Genomic DNA, 14,663 nt, shown 5'->3' on the forward strand with positions numbered 1-14,663 from the left:
GCTCGTTCAGTCGGTCGTTCCCGTCGTTTCCGCCGCCAGTTGCTCGCGGGCCGTCGACTCGCCGACGAGGTGACAGGCGACTCGGTGACCGTTCTGCTCCGTGCGGAGTTTTGGCTTCGACCGTTGACAGACTGTTGTGAACTCCTCGTCGAGCAACTCGCGTGCCGCCTCGCCGTCGCCGGCCGCGAGCCGTTCGGCCGTGCGTTCGAAGACTGACTCGGCCTCGGCGTCCTCGATTCGGGCATCGAGTTCGTACTCCGACCGGAGCGCATTCTCGACCGCATCGACGGGTAGTTCCTCGGGAACCTCGTTCTCGTCGAGTGGCTCTTCGGGATAGAGTAATTCGTAGAGCCCGTCGATCTCCATCCCGTCTTCGACCCGTTGTTTGAAGTCGAGCAGGGATCGCCAGGTCGACTGGTCGACGTCGTACTCCTCCGGCGGGATGACCTCGGGACAGCGGGTGTGGAACCGACAGCCGCGTGGTGGATTCGCGGGATCGGGGACGGACCCCTTGAGTCGAACCCGTTCTCCCCGCTCCGAGAGGTCAGTCGAGGGAATCGCCGAGATGAGCGCACGCGTGTAGGGATGCTCCGGGTTCGAGAAGAGATCTTCTGTCGGTCCGACCTCCACGAGTTCCCCGAGGTACATGACCCCGACGCGGTCGCAGATGTGTCGAACGACGCCGAGGTTGTGGCTGATGAGCAGGATGCTCAGACCGAATTCCGCCTGCAGGTCCTCCATGAGTTTGAGGATCTCCGCCTGAATCGAGACGTCGAGCGCGCTGACCGGTTCGTCCGCGACGAGCAGCCGCGGGTTCAACACGAGCGCTCGAGCGAGCCCGATTCGCTGTTTCTGCCCGCCGGAGAACTCGTGTGGGTACCGATCGATGTCGTCTGCCTGCAACCCGACGCGGACGAGGAGTTTCTCGATGATCGACCGGCGAAGCTCTCGATCTTTCATCCCGTGGACGATCAGCGGCTCGGCGATCGACTCGCCGATGCTCATCCGCGGATCGAAACTCGAGTCGGGGTCCTGGAAGATCATCTGCGCCTCCCGACGGAAGCGCTTGAGCTCCGTTCGGTCGTACTCGGTAATGTCGCGGCCGTCGAACCGAACGGCACCGTCCGTCGGATCGTCGAGACGGAGGATAGATCGGGCTGCCGTCGACTTGCCACAGCCGGATTCGCCGACGATTCCGAACGTCTCGCCCGCCTCGACCTCGAAGGAGATCCCGTCGACGGCCCGTACGCGGCCGATCTCCTCTTTCATGACCCCTCGAGTCATCGGGAAGTGTTTCTTGAGGCCGTCGACCTCGAGCAGGGCTCGACCGGGGCTCATAGTTCACCTTCCAAGCTGACGGTCGCATCGTGGACCTCCGCCGGATCGGGGAGTTCGTCGATATCGTCGCGCCAGTGGATACAGGACACCTGGTGTTCGTCGCCAATCTCGTACAATGGCGGTTGCTCGCCGACACGACACTCCTCGGTCGCGTACTCACACCGGGCGTGGAACCGACAGCCATCCGGCGGATCGGTCGTGCTCGGGAGGCTCCCGGGAATCGGCTCCAGATTCGACTGGCCGGGGAGACACTCGAGCAGCGCCTTCGTGTAGGGGTGAGCCGGATTCTCGAAGATGTCCTCGACTGACCCGGTTTCCATCACTTTCCCCGCATACATGACGACGACCGTGTCGGCGATCTCGGCGACGACGCCGAGGTCGTGGGTTACGAACACGATGCCCATGTCGTACTCGTCTTGGAGGTCACGAAAGAGGTCGAGAATCTGGGCTTCGATCGTCACGTCGAGCGCCGTCGTCGGTTCGTCGGCGATCAGCAGATCCGGTTCGCAGACCAGCGCCATCGCGATCACGACGCGCTGTTTCATCCCGCCGGAGAACTCGTGGGGGTAGTCGTCGACGCGAGTCGCGGCCTCGGGGATGCCGACGGCCTCGAGGAGGTCGACCGCCCGCTGGCGGGCCTCCGCCTTCGAGACGTCGTGGTGGGCGTCGATCGCCTCCCGGATCTGGTAACCGACGGTGTAGACGGGGTTGAGCGCTCCCTGTGGGTTCTGGAAGACGTGACCAATCCGGCCGCCGCGCAGTTCGCGCAACTCGTCGTCGGGCAGCGCAGTTACGTCTACGCCGTCGAAGTACACCTCGCCGCCGGCGATCTCGCCGGGAGGCATCGGGATCAGTTGCGTCACCGTTTCGCACGTCACGGACTTTCCGGACCCGCTCTCACCGACGACGCAAACGGTCTCGCCGCGGTCGACATCGAAGCTGACGCCGTCGACCGCTCTGACGAGACCGTCGTCGGTGTGGAAGTGGGTTTGTACGTCTTGGATGGAGAGTAGTGGTTCGTCGGTCATCGTTATTGGTGTCGAGGGTCGAGCGCGTCTCGCAACGCGTCGCCGAGGAAGTTGAACGCCAGTACCGTCAGGAACAAGAACACGCCGGGGATCGTCGAGACCCACCAGGCGTTCTGGAGGTCGCCCCGACCGACGGAGATCGCCCGCCCCCACGACCAGACGTTCGGATCGCCGAAGCCGAGGAACGCCAACACCGCCTCATAAAGGATCAGCGACGGGATGACGAGCGTCGCTGCGGTGATGATCGTGTTCGAGACGTTCGGCACGAGGTGTCGCGTGATGATCCAACGCTCGCTCGCACCGACGTTCTTCGCCGCGTCGATGTACGCCTCCTCGTTGCGCTGGAGCGCCTCCGACCGGACGATTCTCGAGGTCGCCGTCCACGTCGTCAGCCCGAGGATCACGATGATCGTGAACAGGTCGCCGCCGTAGAGGTAGACGACGAACAGGATGAGGAAAAACGTCGGGAACGTGAGCATGATGTCGACGAATCGCATCAGCACCTCGTCGACCAGTCCGCCGAAGTAGGCGGCCGTCGTTCCGACGGCGCTCGCGAGCGCGATGATCATCAGACAGCCGATGAGGCCGACCATCATGCTCACGCGAGCGCCGATGACGACGACCTGCAGGATGTCTTCTCCCGACTGCATGGTTCCGAACGGGTGAGCCCACGTGCCACCCTCCCAGCCCGGGACGTACTGATAGAACACCGGCGGCTCGTAGGCGTTCGTGACGTCGATATCAGGGCGTCCGAACACGAACGGGCCGAACACCGCGACCAGGAAGACGAACGCGAGGAAGAACAGGCTCAAGACGGCGGCTTTGTTCTTCTTGAACTCCGTCCAGTAGTGTCTCGTCATCCGCGGGTTCTGGTACAGGGGGACGATTCCATAGAAGAACAACACCGCGATGGTGAGCGCGAACAACCACTCGACGTTCCCCGGATTCGGGGCGAATTCGATCGGCCCCAGGTCGTACTCGACGAGGGGCTGTCGGTGGTGGCCGAACAGGTAGTCCAGAATCCAGCCGACGACGATGGCGCCCATCGTCACCAGGGCCGCGATTCGGGCCCGAGTCAACGTGACGCCGCCGCCGTACTCGTCCCAGTCGATGTCCTCGAAGCTGATGTCGTCGCGAACGGCGTCCGTCTGCGTGTCTGAACTCACTAGCGATCACCGAATTCGATTCGTGGATCGAGCATGGTGTAACAGATGTCCTGTACGAGGTTGCCGATGATGGCGATAAACACCGGAATCAACACTGTCGCCAGCACGAGCGGCGTGTCCTGCTGAATAATTGCGTTGTAGCTGATCAAACCGAGTCCGGGTATCTGGAAGATGTACTCGATGACGTACGCCCCGGCGAACAGCAAGCCGAGGATGTCGCCGACGAGGATCGTGATCAGCGGCACCATCGCCGGTCGGAAGATGTGTCTGACGGTCACCTCGTTCTCCGAGAGCCCCTTCGCCCGCGCCGTCTTGACGAACTCCGCGTGGACGTACTCGAGCGACTCCGCCCGGGCGTAGCGCATCTCGCTGGCGATCGCCGACGTCGAGAGGACGATCACCGGCAGTACCAACTGATGGGCGTTCTCCCAGGAGAGAATCCCGGGAACGTTCGTCGTGTAGTATATGGGGAACCAGTCGAGGTAGACGCCGCCGACCAGGATCAGCATGATCGCGAACCAGAAGTTCGGTAGGCTGACGCCCGTGAACGCGAACAGCGTCGCCGCGTAGTCTTCTTTCGTGTACTGGTGGGTGGCCGAGTACAGACCGATCGCGAATCCGAGGACGACCGAGATGATCGTCGCCGGGAGGACGAACTGGAACGAGTAGATCCACGAGCCCATGATGACGTCGGTCACCGGCTGGTTGTACGTCGTCGACAGCCCCCAGTCGAACGTCACCAGTCCGATCATGAAGTTGGTGTATCGCTCCCAGACGGTGTCGCCGTGGCCGAGTTGGTCTTCGTACAGTTCCCTCGCTTCGTCCGCGTCCATCCCTGACTGGACCTGCTGGTCGACGAACTCGGCACCGGCGGCCGAGATCGGCGAGAAGTCGATAAGCAGGAACGTGATCGTCAGCGTGACCCAGGTCGCGAAAACGGTCCACGCGAGGCGCTTTGCGATGTACGCTTTCATTTGTCGTGTGAATGCATATCAATGTCTATGTCGGAAATCCCCGTTGTCGGGGAGAGTGGTCGTTCAAACTGAACGGGACGATCCCCGCGTTACTGCTCTTGTTCGATCTCCCACCGGTTGATATCGTACTCCCACGAGATGCTCGAGTCTTCGCTCGGTTCGACGTGGTCTCGGTAGCCTTCGATATCCTCGGGGAAGTAGAGGAAGTTCCACGGCTGGTCCTCGCTGAGGATGCCAAACACCTCCGCGAGTTGGCTCTGTCGCTCGTCGGCGTCCGCCATCCTCGCGGCGTCGGAGAGCATATCGGCGACGCCGTGTGGGTCGTCGTAGCCGTAGCCGTTGGCGGACTCGCCGGGCCGCCAGAAGCCCTCCGTCGCCTCGGGTGCGCGGGGATACGCGTTGCGACCGATGCCTGACATGAAGTCCCACTCTTGGGCTTCGCCGGCTTCCTTGTACAGGTAGTCGTCCAGCATCGTGTTCCACGGAACTTCGTCGAGTTCGACCTCGAGACCAATTTCGTCCATCTCCTCCTGAATGATTCGAGCGGTGAGTTCGGTGTCATCCGCGGAGTCGCTGAAGACGAAATTGAGGACGACTTCCTCGCCGTCGCCGTCGACGACGCGGTCGTCGGAGTAGCCGTACGGGCTAGGGAGATTGTCCTCGAGTTGTTGGCGGGCAGCGTCCGGGTCGTAGTCCCACTCGACGACCTCGGAGTTGTCGTAGAAATCGGAGTACTCCGGCGAAAGCGTGTGAGCAACCGTTGCGTACCCGTACTGGACTTCCTCGACGAGTTCCTCCCGGTCGACGGCCATCGTGAGCGCCTGACGCACTTCCGGGACCTGGAGGCCCTCCCAGCCGTCGTCACGCATGTTGTAGAACATGCTCTGGCAGTAGACTGTCGGGTTCTCGAAGATGTTGACGTCGTCTATGTCGTCATCGAACTCCTCGGCGCGACGTGGCGGAACGCCGGAGTGGGTGATCTCGCCCGACTGGAGGGCCGATAGTCGGGTCGACTCCTCGCTCATAACCTGGTACGTCCACTCTTCGATGACGGGGGCGTCCTCGAAGCCGTCGTAGTTTCGCAGGTAGTAGTCGTCGTTGCGAGTGGCATTCATTCGCGCTTCGATCTCGAGCACCTCGACGGTGAACGCACCGAGGTTTCCGGTGTAGGACAGTTCCTGAATCTCGTCGTCTTCGTTCATCGCGTCGCCGTCTTGGTCCTCGACGAACTCCTCGGCGAGGTCCTTGGGGATGACCTCCTGGAAGCCCCAGAGAATCGGTTCCTCGAGGAAACCGGGGAACGGCAGCGGCATCTCGACCGTGAACTCGAATTCGCCGGTCTCCTCGACGTTGAACCAGGCTTGCTCGCCGTCTTCGTCGGCCGCTTCGAACCCGTCCGGGACCTCGTCGACGGACATTCGCCAGTCGTCGGCCATCGAGGCGTTGGCCCAGTTGTCTTCGCCTTGGAGGATCTCGGTGATCGAGTACACCCAGTCCTCGGCGGTCATCGCTCCGTAGGGATCGGACCACTCACCGTGCTCGGTGAGCGTGAACGTCCACTCGGTGTAGTCGTCGTTGACCTCGTAATCCCGAATCAATCGAGGCACGAACTCGTCGTTCTCGTCGAACGCGTACGCCGGGTCCATGACGCGAGTGACCCGGTCTCCGGACGTCGTGTCCGTGATGCGGAACACGTTGTAGTTCGGAGCTTCGCTTCCCTGGGCACCGATCCAGTGCTTCGTGTCTGAGTCCTCTGGAGAGTCCCCGACACAACCCGCTAGAAACGCAACACCACCAGCCGCTATCGACTTCAGCACTGTTCGCCGCTTGTTACCTGTTAACTTGCTTTCGGATCGCACGAGCAACAATTGGTGTGGTATTATATAACACTTTCCACGAATGTGATTTTACAAGTATAGTCACATTCAGTGCTAAATTATTCATTGGTGAACAATACAGTCCATTCACTGTCTGTATCGTACATTCGCAGTACACCCCTCTCAAAATACACACCGTGTCTCTCCGGGACGAGTCGGTCGGCGAAGCCACAGTTCGCCAGCGCGGTTCACCGAAGGGGTGCGTACTGAACGAACAACGACACGCAGAGTAACGTTGTCGCGACGAGTCCCAGTCGGATGCCCGCGTGAAACTGGGCGTTCGGATCCCGCACTCGCGACCGTCCGCCGTCGGGTTCACGGTCGTCGCCAGTGGACTCATCGTCCGCTTGCGCTCGCTGGATCTTCCGCCGCCGCGAGACGGACGGCCGGGTCAAGACGACGGTAATCCCGAAACACCCCACCGCGAGGACGAACAACGCGTCGGCGACGAACGTGAGGCCCCTGCCCGTAACCGCGGTCACGACCGCGACGACGGCGAGACAGCCGACGGTGGCCGCCACCGACGTCTGTAGGTGAGAGCGGTATCGTTCTGTCGTGGTCACTGTCGAGACCAGACAGTAGTTCGTCGTAACTGTTTCGCTACTTGCATGTCGAAATAGCCGGCTGTGGTACCGCCTACTCCGTCGACCACCCCCGCTTCGTTACCGCGTCAGTGGCTGGTTGAAGCTCCGTTCGCGTTCCATGACGACCTCCCACGTCGCCTCACACTCACAGGAGACCTGCTCGAACACCGTCGGGTCCTGTCGGAGGCCGAAGTCCTTGATCGCCTTCTGGACGAGGTCGTCACACTCCTGGCAGTTGTGCGGGCCGCGGTCGGAACCGTGACCGACCGGGTCCGAGACGACGATGGCGTCGATATCGGCCGTTTCCTCGAGTACGTGGGTGACCGACCAGAGCCACGGCGGACGGTAGCCGTCGTTGAAGTAGAGTTCGTCGACCATCGTGTAGCGCTGGACGTTACACGGGTTCATCGAGACGGTGTGACAGCCCTCGACGTCGGCGCAGCGTTCGATGGAGGAGATCATGTCTTCGACGGCTTCGGATTCCGTGAGGAACGGCGGCTTCATCAGGAGGTAGGCTTTGATGCCGGCTGCTGGGCCACTGGCATCAGCTTCGGCGTCACCCGCAGCCTCGTCGGCCGCGACGGCCTCTGCGCAGGCGTCTTCGAAATCCGCGAAGTCGAAGTACTTGTTCACGCAGTCGTGGCGCACGCGGTCCGTGGCCGTCTCGAGACCGATCGCGATGTCTGTGTCGATACCGTGGCGGGTGAAGTCGCCGATCTTCTCGCGGTCGACGAAATCCGGCAGGGATTCGAGGACGATCCGCTCGCGGTCGGCGAACGTCTCGCCGATGGCGCGGCGGGTCTCTGCGCCGACCTCGCGTTCGTCGAGGAACGATCCGGAGGTGTAAATCTTGATCAGGTCCGCCGGCTCGTCGCCGTGTTCTGTCTCGTGTGCGAGGCAGACGTCGATCTGGTCCATGAGGGCGTCGTGGGAGACGCTGCCGCCGTCGACGCTCTCGGCGACGTAGCCACACATCGTACAGCCGCCGGCGCGGGCCCAGCGACAGCCACCGGTGTTGAGGATGATCGTTAGACTCTGCTTGACACCGTCGGGGGTGTTGTCCTCGTCGAGCCAGACGCGGGTCGGCTCGTGGGGGTCGTAACTCGCCTCCTTGCGCGAGCGGATCTCTCGCATCGCTTGATTGTGGGCGTCCATGCCCTTGCCCTGCTCGTAGACCTCGGGCGTGGGTTGACTCATTGGAGAGACAAAACGGCTCGGCGCCTAAAGCGCCTTCGTTGGCGCGTCGGTTACTCGCACGCGGCGGCTCGAGGAGGTGTGTTATACCACCGCTCGAGGCTCGAGTTACCGCATCGAACGTCAGACACATTCGACTATAGACATCGTATTTATATATAACTCGTCACAATACCGAAATTATTTGTTGACGTTAGACGCATTCTTATCTAATGGACGAGACTGACGTTCGCATTCTGAAGGCGATGGCCGATCACGGGACGGTGAGTCCAAACGACATCAAAGAGCAGACGGACATTCCCAAGTCGACGATCTACTACCGAATCGACAAGATGAAAGAGGACGGGACGATCAGAAACGAGATTTTCGACCTCGACAACGATCGGGCCGGCCTCGGGATTACGATTATCTCCGAAGTAATTGCGACATACGACGCGGAGTACCACACGACGGTTGGCGAGAAACTCGCTGATATCGACGGCGTCTCGCACGTGTACTTCATGATGGGTGATACCGACTTCATCGTCATCTCCCACCTTCCCGATCAGGACCACGTCGAGGACCTCATCAGTTCGTTCGAAGCGATCGACGAAGTCGAACGGACCAGTTCCCAGTACACGATCTCGACCACGAAAACGGGTGGAAACGTGTTCTCGAATCACGACCTCGAGACGCTCTTTGCGGCTCACGATATCGACGCGACCACCGACGAACCCTGACCTTTGGCTGACGTGCCGGGCGTGGGGCACTTTCTCGTCGTCTTCGGTGACTAACTTACTCGCGTGCGAGGTCGAGCGCCGCGTTCGCGAGCGTGTTCGCGGCCGCATAACAGTCCTCCCAACTCGTGTACTCCGCCGGCGAGTGGCTCTTCCCGTCCTCGCTGACCGCGAACACCATCCCCGTGTCCGTCACCGACGCGAGGTGGGTCGCGTCGTGGCCTGCACCCGAACCTAACTGCAGACTGTCGTACTCGAGGTCGTCGGCAGCCGACTGGACGGCCTCGATACACCGATCCGCGAAATCGACACTCTCGGCGCGCATCGTCTCCTCGGACTCGAGTTCCACGCCTTCCCGCGAGGCGGCGTCGTTCGCCTCCGCCAGCACCATTTCGTAGGCGCGTTGAACGACGGCGTCGTCGGGATCCCGGAACCCCCACGTCATCGTCACTTCCCCGGGAATGATGTTCACCGAGTTGGGACTCACGTCGATCGAACCGACGGTGCCGACGGTCTCCTCGCCGAGGGAGTTCCCGATGCGTCGAACCGCCTGAATCGTGTCCGCGGCCGCGACGAGCGCGTCGCTTCGGTGATCCATCGGCGTCGGCCCCGAGTGGTCGGGGTCGCCGACGAAGGTCAGTTCTCCCCAGGTGAAGCCGACAATGCCGGTTACGACGCCGACGTCCGAACCCGCCGCCTCGAGTTTCGGCCCCTGCTCGACGTGTAACTCGAGGTACGCCTCGTACGCTTCCCGGGGCTCCGCCGGGACGTCGCCTCGGTAGCCGATGCGCTCGAGTTCCTCGCGGAAGGTCGCGCCGTCGGCGTCGGTTTTCTCGTACTCCGTCTCGAGGTCGTGGGCACCGGCCCAGACGCCGCTGCCCTGCATCGCCGGCTGAAAGCGCGAACCCTCCTCGTTCGTCCAGTTGACGACCTCGATCGGGTGCGTGGTCTCGACGTCTCGGTCGTTCAACGTCAGGACGAACTCGAGTGCCGCGACGACGCCGAGCGCGCCGTCGTAGATCCCGCCGTTTGGCTGTGAATCGAGGTGCGAACCGAGCAACACGGGGGAAGCGTCCGGGTCCGTCCCTGCGCGTCGGCCGAACGTGTTTCCGAACTCGTCGACGCGGACCTCGAGTCCAGCGTCTTCGAGGTGCTCGCGAAACCAGTCTCGAGCGGCTCGGTCGTCCGCTGAGAGCGCTAATCTGTGCAACCCGCCGTCAGCCGTCTCGCCGATCGCCGACTGCTCGTTCAGCAGGTCGACGAACCTGTCACGATCGAGTTCGATCATACCCTCGAGTGAGAGCGTTCGCCGTAAAATACTGACTCGATTAGTCTTCTGTTGTGAATTTACTGTGAAGTGATGTGTTCCTGTCCGATGATGCGTCTGTTGTGCGTTCCGCGTGTTCTCGAGGTGCTGGAGGCGAGCCTGTGGCTACCGAACGTTTTCACGAAGTAATCAGCGACGGCGGGTCGATGGCTGGTATACCCGCCCCGTCCGTTGGTCACCACTCGGTGCTCGCATTACAGTCGCATCTCGCGCGTATCGATCGCATCGCAAGTCGGACAGACGAACTGGTACCGCACGCGACTTCCGGTGGTCGTCACTCGCCAACTCCCGTCGTCGTCGACGTACCCGCACGCCGAACACTGCGGGTCCGATTCGTCGAACTTTGCTCGAAGTTGCTCGAATGGGGAGCGGTACGTAGACATGTGCTACCATATAGCGTGGCAGGGTATAACAGTTAGGGTCGTCCGGTAACAGTGACTGACACGTTCCCCTGAATGCGCGCCATACTGGCCTGTAATCCGAGCGTAGCATCGTGGACGGTCGCCGGCGTTTATCATCCCCGTCGTGGTAGCGACGACTATGCTCGAGATCGCACCGACGATCCCACTGCACGTAACCGACGTCGCGCTGCAAGTCGGCGGCGGCGACTTCCTGTACTGGGCGCTGATCTTCTTCGTGCTCGCGGTCGTCGCCGCCGCGGTCGGCGCTCGTGGCGTCGCCGGCATTTCGATGGAGATCGCCCGGATCTTCGTCCTGGTCTTCATCATCCTCGCGGTCGTCGCATTACTGTTGTAGCGTGCGTCGAGTGACGACTCGAGCGATCGTCGCTCGAAATCTTCCGTCGTTCGCGCGCCGTCGAGACCAACATCAGTTACGTATTGGCAGCATTTGCGGTCGTTTGCCATCGCTTCGAACGACATAGCGTTTTAGAAACGCCGCTCGCCACTCGAACCCGGCAACGGCTATCAGGTAACCAACGTTGGTTACTAATGAGTGGGAATACCTAACAGGATAGGCGACGAAGTGAACGGTGAGACGTTACCATGACTGAACTCGGCGGATTCCAAGACAGGGTCGCCCGCGTCGACCTCTCGGATGGCTCGGTCGCCTACGAATCGATCGACGAGGACGACGCGAAACAGTATATCGGGGCGCGAGGGCTGGGGGTCAAGTACGTCTTCGAACAGGGCGTCGACGTCGACCCGCTCGGGCCGGACAACCTGCTCGCGTTCATGAACGGCCCGTTGTCGGGCACGCAGGTGACCATGAGCGGTCGAATCGCCGTCTGTACGAAGTCGCCACTGACCGGTACCGTCACCGACAGCCACCACGGCGGCTGGTCCGGCGCGCGACTCAAGTGGGCCGGCTTCGACGGCTTACTCTTCGAAGGCGAAGCCGACGAGCCCGTGTACGCCGTCGTCGAGGACGGCGAGGTCGAACTCCGGGACGCCTCGGACGTGTGGGGAAGTGGGTTCCACGAGACTCGCGACGCACTCGAGGCGGAAGTCAAGGGCTCCTACGGCAAGAACCTGAGTATCATGGGGATCGGCCCCGGCGGCGAGAACGAGGTGAAGTACGCCTGCATCATGAACGAGGACGATCGGGCCTCCGGTCGGGGCGGAACGGGCTGTGTCATGGGCTCGAAGAACCTCAAAGCCGTCGTCGTCAAGTCCACCACGAAGATGCCCCAGCCTGCGGACCCGGAGACGTTCAAGGAAGGCCACCAGCAGGCCATGCAGGCGATCACGGAGTCCGAAGTCACGGCACCCAACGAGGGCGGACTCTCGATGTACGGCACGAACGTCCTGATGAACGTCGGCGAGGAAATGGACGGCCTCCCGACGAAAAACGCCCAATACACCTCGACCGAAGCTATGCGCGACGCCGAAGGTGTCGATATCGACGCCGAACGCGTCTCCGGCGAGAACGTCCGCGAGAACATCCTCGTCGACGAACCGACCTGTCACTCCTGTCCCGTCGCCTGCAAGAAGGAAGTCGAAGTCACCGCGATGCACAAAGGCGAGGAGATGAACGTCCGCACGGAGTCCTACGAGTACGAATCCGCCTACGCGCTCGGGCCGAACTCCGGACACACGGACCGCGACGCCGTCGCCCTCATGATCGACCGCTGTAACGACATGGGCCTGGATACCATCGAGGCGGGCAACATGATGGCCATGGCGATGGAGATGACTGAACAGGACAAACTCGAGGACATCGGTACCGACGGGCAGAGCCCGTCCGCTCGTGAGACTGAGTCCCACGCTGGCCTCGAGTGGGGCGATTACGAGACGATGATCGACATGATCGAACAAATTGCCCGCCGCGAGGGTGACCTCGCGGACCTCCTCGCAGAAGGGCCACGCCGGGTCGCCGAGGCGAAAGACGCCCACGACAACTCGCTGGCGGTCAAGGGCCAGACCATCGCGGCGTACGACCCGCGAGCCCTGAAGGGGATGGGTATCGGCTACGCCACCTCGAACCGCGGAGCCTGTCACCTGCGCGGGTACACCCCCGCAGCCGAGATTCTCGGCATCCCGGAGAAGGTCGACCCCTACGAGTACGAGGGGAAGGGCGAACTCACGGCGGCCTTCCAGGACCTTCACGCCATCTCAGACAGCTTCGACATCTGCAAGTTCAACGCTTTCGCCGAAGGCATCGAGGAGTACGTCCTCCAGTACAACGGCATGACCGGCCTGGACGTGAGCGAGGACGACCTTCTCGAGGCCGGCGAACGGATCTACAACCTCGAACGGTACTACAACAACCTCGCCGGTTTCGACGGCAGCGACGACTCGTTGCCCGAGCGCTTCCTCGAGGACGGCATCCGGGGCCAGGGCGCGAGCGAGGGCGAGTACTGCGAACTCGAGGAGATGAAAGAAGAGTACTACGACCACCGCGGCTGGGTCGACGGCGTCGTCCCGGACGAGAAACTCGAGGAACTCGGCATCGACCTCGGGCCCGGAACTGGTGTTTCGGCGGGCGATTCTGCGGCACCGGCCGACGACTGAAGCCGCTCGCTTCCGACCGTCTCCGTTTTTGATTCTTCGAACTGGTCGATATGAACCTAGTCCGCCACCTGATAATATTCTCGAGTAGCGACCGCGTCTCAGTCGTCGGCGACGGTGAACGACGGTTCGGAATCAGCGTTCGCCGTCGGTTCAGTCACTTCGAGGTCGATGGTGCCGCCGCCGACCGACACCTGCACGTCGTCGAAACAGGTTCGGTACTCCGTCGCGTGCTTCCCCGAGGTGTTAATCCGAACGTACGACTCGAGGAGCCCCGCCTCGGCCAGTTGCTCGACTTTACGGTACGCCGTCGAGGCCGGAATTTCACACCGCTCGGAAAGTTCCGTTGCGGTGAGCGACTTCGCGCTCGTCGCCTCGAGAATCGCCCGGCACGCGTCGTCGCTGAGCACCTCGAGTACCGTTTCGGCGTCGATTTCGTCCTCAAGTGCACTCCCGTCTCGCTCCGTCGTGGTGATCGTCGGGGTCGTCATTATCTCATCGTACGAAGTGGGCCACCACGAGTCGTCTCCCACTAAATACAGGGTGTTTTATATGGGGTCGCCTATCTGGTCTCGAATCGGGGACTACTGACGCTGAGGGGCCGTCGACGTCTGTAGCGACCGCCCGATCCGCCTCGCGATACGAGCGAGCGCCATCGATCTCCGGCGCCGGGCACAGCGTTTAGGAGGGTCGCCTTCCCACCACTACTCGATGGCGTCGGGAATCCGTGCCGAAGTGAAGATCGACGATCCGGACGGCTGTGTCGTCACGACGGTCGCCGGTTCCACCGACGGGTCCGTCACCTCCGTCTCGAAGAGTGCGAACCCCGACGCGCCCGAGCGCGTCACCGAGGAGTTCATGCTCGAGAGCGAAACTGACGTCGACTCGGTCGACACCGACGTCGATCTCTCGTCGATTTTCTCCTACGGCTCGAGCGACGTCTACCGATTCACGCGTGCGCTCGATCGGGAGTGCCCCTGCGGGTGGATCGAACGACACGACTCGCCCGTCGTCGACGTCCGCGCACGGGGGAGTGCGCTGTACCTCACGTTTCACGCCGCAGATATGAGCGCACTGCAGGCGATCATCGGCGACCTCAAAACTCACTGCTCGAACCTCGACGTGCAACGACTCCTCCAAACCCAGCAAGGTCGGACCGAACAGCACCTCGTCTACGTCGACCGAAACACGTTGACGACGCGCCAACTCGAGGTCCTCGAGACGGCCCACCGAATGGGCTACTTCGAGCACCCGAAACGGGCGAACGCCGGCGAGGTCGCCGCGGCGCTCGACATCACCAGCACCACGTTCACCGAACACCTCGCAGCAGCCCAGACGAAACTCCTCGATGCAATTCTCGCCTACGACGAGTGACTCTCGCTCACGAATCAGGGATCAAGAACGCTTCGGGAGCTACTGGCATTCGGTGGTGAACCGCAGCCCTATATATACCGACCGCACAGTTGTGAACAGAGACACGCGTCACGATA

Annotated in this window: 14 protein-coding genes; 4 read left to right on the top strand and 10 right to left on the bottom strand. The window is 61.9% G+C overall.

Annotated features, from left to right (window positions below; genetic code table 11):
- Positions 1-6: 6 nt before the first annotated feature.
- The 7 genes from BB347_RS00490 to BB347_RS00520 form a co-directional block, all read right to left on the bottom strand.
- Complete coding sequence (locus tag BB347_RS00490) at positions 7-1,338, bottom strand: ABC transporter ATP-binding protein (RefSeq protein WP_076579543.1); 1,332 nt, start codon at positions 1,336-1,338, stop codon at positions 7-9.
- On the bottom strand, positions 1,335-2,366 hold the full coding sequence (locus BB347_RS00495; RefSeq protein WP_076579541.1) for an ABC transporter ATP-binding protein: 1,032 nt from the start codon (positions 2,364-2,366) through the stop codon (positions 1,335-1,337). The genes BB347_RS00490 and BB347_RS00495 overlap by 4 nt, the downstream gene beginning before the upstream one ends.
- Before the next feature lie 2 nt (positions 2,367-2,368).
- Entirely contained in the window at positions 2,369-3,532 is a 1,164-nt protein-coding gene (locus tag BB347_RS00500; RefSeq protein ID WP_076579539.1) for an ABC transporter permease, read from the bottom strand.
- Complete coding sequence (locus BB347_RS00505; RefSeq protein ID WP_076579537.1) at positions 3,532-4,506, bottom strand: ABC transporter permease; 975 nt, start codon at positions 4,504-4,506, stop codon at positions 3,532-3,534. The genes BB347_RS00500 and BB347_RS00505 overlap by 1 nt, the downstream gene beginning before the upstream one ends.
- 89 nt (positions 4,507-4,595) lie before the next feature.
- Positions 4,596-6,152, bottom strand: a complete 1,557-nt coding sequence (locus tag BB347_RS00510; RefSeq protein WP_077202620.1) for an ABC transporter substrate-binding protein — start codon at positions 6,150-6,152, stop codon at positions 4,596-4,598.
- A gap of 419 nt (positions 6,153-6,571) precedes the next feature.
- The gene (locus tag BB347_RS00515) at positions 6,572-6,946 is read right to left on the bottom strand and encodes a hypothetical protein (RefSeq protein WP_077202621.1); all 375 of its coding nucleotides are present in this window, start codon (positions 6,944-6,946) and stop codon (positions 6,572-6,574) included.
- 99 nt (positions 6,947-7,045) lie between these two features.
- A complete protein-coding gene (locus tag BB347_RS00520; RefSeq protein WP_076579531.1) occupies positions 7,046-8,164 on the bottom strand; it encodes an archaeosine biosynthesis radical SAM protein RaSEA in 1,119 nt (372 codons plus the stop codon).
- Between the two features lie 209 nt (positions 8,165-8,373).
- Here BB347_RS00520 and BB347_RS00525 point away from each other — a divergent pair, with 209 nt between their 5' ends.
- Positions 8,374-8,880 (top strand): Lrp/AsnC family transcriptional regulator, encoded by a 507-nt coding sequence (locus tag BB347_RS00525; RefSeq protein WP_076579529.1) that lies wholly within the window; start codon positions 8,374-8,376, stop codon positions 8,878-8,880.
- A 55-nt stretch (positions 8,881-8,935) separates the two neighbouring features.
- Here the strand turns inward: BB347_RS00525 and BB347_RS00530 are convergent, their stop codons facing one another.
- Together BB347_RS00530 and BB347_RS00535 are read right to left on the bottom strand one after the other, a co-directional pair.
- On the bottom strand, positions 8,936-10,165 hold the full coding sequence (locus BB347_RS00530) for a M20 family metallo-hydrolase (RefSeq protein WP_076579527.1): 1,230 nt from the start codon (positions 10,163-10,165) through the stop codon (positions 8,936-8,938).
- 233 nt (positions 10,166-10,398) lie between these two features.
- Positions 10,399-10,587: an HVO_0649 family zinc finger protein gene (locus BB347_RS00535; RefSeq protein ID WP_076579525.1), complete on the bottom strand. Its 189-nt coding sequence runs from the start codon at positions 10,585-10,587 to the stop codon at positions 10,399-10,401.
- Between the two features lie 157 nt (positions 10,588-10,744).
- Between BB347_RS00535 and BB347_RS00540 the strand changes: the two genes are divergently transcribed.
- Both BB347_RS00540 and BB347_RS00545 read left to right on the top strand, forming a co-directional pair.
- A complete protein-coding gene (locus tag BB347_RS00540) occupies positions 10,745-10,960 on the top strand; it encodes a DUF1328 family protein (protein WP_076579523.1) in 216 nt (71 codons plus the stop codon).
- Positions 10,961-11,208: 248 nt separating this feature from the next.
- On the top strand, positions 11,209-13,176 hold the full coding sequence (locus BB347_RS00545; protein WP_076579521.1) for an aldehyde ferredoxin oxidoreductase family protein: 1,968 nt from the start codon (positions 11,209-11,211) through the stop codon (positions 13,174-13,176).
- A 98-nt stretch (positions 13,177-13,274) separates the two neighbouring features.
- Here BB347_RS00545 and BB347_RS00550 read toward each other — a convergent pair whose 3' ends face one another.
- Positions 13,275-13,664, bottom strand: coding sequence for an ArsR/SmtB family transcription factor (locus BB347_RS00550; RefSeq protein ID WP_076579519.1), 390 nt, complete (start codon positions 13,662-13,664; stop codon positions 13,275-13,277).
- Between the two features lie 220 nt (positions 13,665-13,884).
- On the opposite strand from BB347_RS00550, the gene BB347_RS00555 reads away from it, so the two are divergent.
- Positions 13,885-14,547 (top strand): helix-turn-helix domain-containing protein, encoded by a 663-nt coding sequence (locus BB347_RS00555; RefSeq protein WP_076579517.1) that lies wholly within the window; start codon positions 13,885-13,887, stop codon positions 14,545-14,547.
- The last annotated feature ends 116 nt before the right edge of the window (positions 14,548-14,663 follow it).

Origin of the sequence: Natronorubrum daqingense, from assembly GCF_001971705.1 — an archaeon.
GTDB lineage: Archaea > Halobacteriota > Halobacteria > Halobacteriales > Natrialbaceae > Natronorubrum > Natronorubrum daqingense.

Bases quoted from the DNA above. Each gene is read 5' to 3' on its own strand.
- BB347_RS00510 (WP_077202620.1), bottom strand. From the start codon at position 6,152: ATGGACCCGGCGTACGCGTTCGACGAGAACGACGAGTTCGTGCCTCGA.
- BB347_RS00530 (WP_076579527.1), bottom strand. From the start codon at position 10,165: ATGATCGAACTCGATCGTGACAGGTTCGTCGACCTGCTGAACGAGCAG.
- BB347_RS00545 (WP_076579521.1), top strand. From the start codon at position 11,209: ATGACTGAACTCGGCGGATTCCAAGACAGGGTCGCCCGCGTCGACCTC.
- BB347_RS00555 (WP_076579517.1), top strand. From the start codon at position 13,885: ATGGCGTCGGGAATCCGTGCCGAAGTGAAGATCGACGATCCGGACGGC.
- BB347_RS00505 (WP_076579537.1), bottom strand. From the start codon at position 4,506: ATGAAAGCGTACATCGCAAAGCGCCTCGCGTGGACCGTTTTCGCGACC.
- BB347_RS00520 (WP_076579531.1), bottom strand. From the start codon at position 8,164: ATGAGTCAACCCACGCCCGAGGTCTACGAGCAGGGCAAGGGCATGGAC.
- BB347_RS00490 (WP_076579543.1), bottom strand. From the start codon at position 1,338: ATGAGCCCCGGTCGAGCCCTGCTCGAGGTCGACGGCCTCAAGAAACAC.
- BB347_RS00550 (WP_076579519.1), bottom strand. From the start codon at position 13,664: ATGACGACCCCGACGATCACCACGACGGAGCGAGACGGGAGTGCACTT.
- BB347_RS00525 (WP_076579529.1), top strand. From the start codon at position 8,374: ATGGACGAGACTGACGTTCGCATTCTGAAGGCGATGGCCGATCACGGG.
- BB347_RS00495 (WP_076579541.1), bottom strand. From the start codon at position 2,366: ATGACCGACGAACCACTACTCTCCATCCAAGACGTACAAACCCACTTC.
- BB347_RS00535 (WP_076579525.1), bottom strand. From the start codon at position 10,587: ATGTCTACGTACCGCTCCCCATTCGAGCAACTTCGAGCAAAGTTCGAC.
- BB347_RS00540 (WP_076579523.1), top strand. From the start codon at position 10,745: ATGCTCGAGATCGCACCGACGATCCCACTGCACGTAACCGACGTCGCG.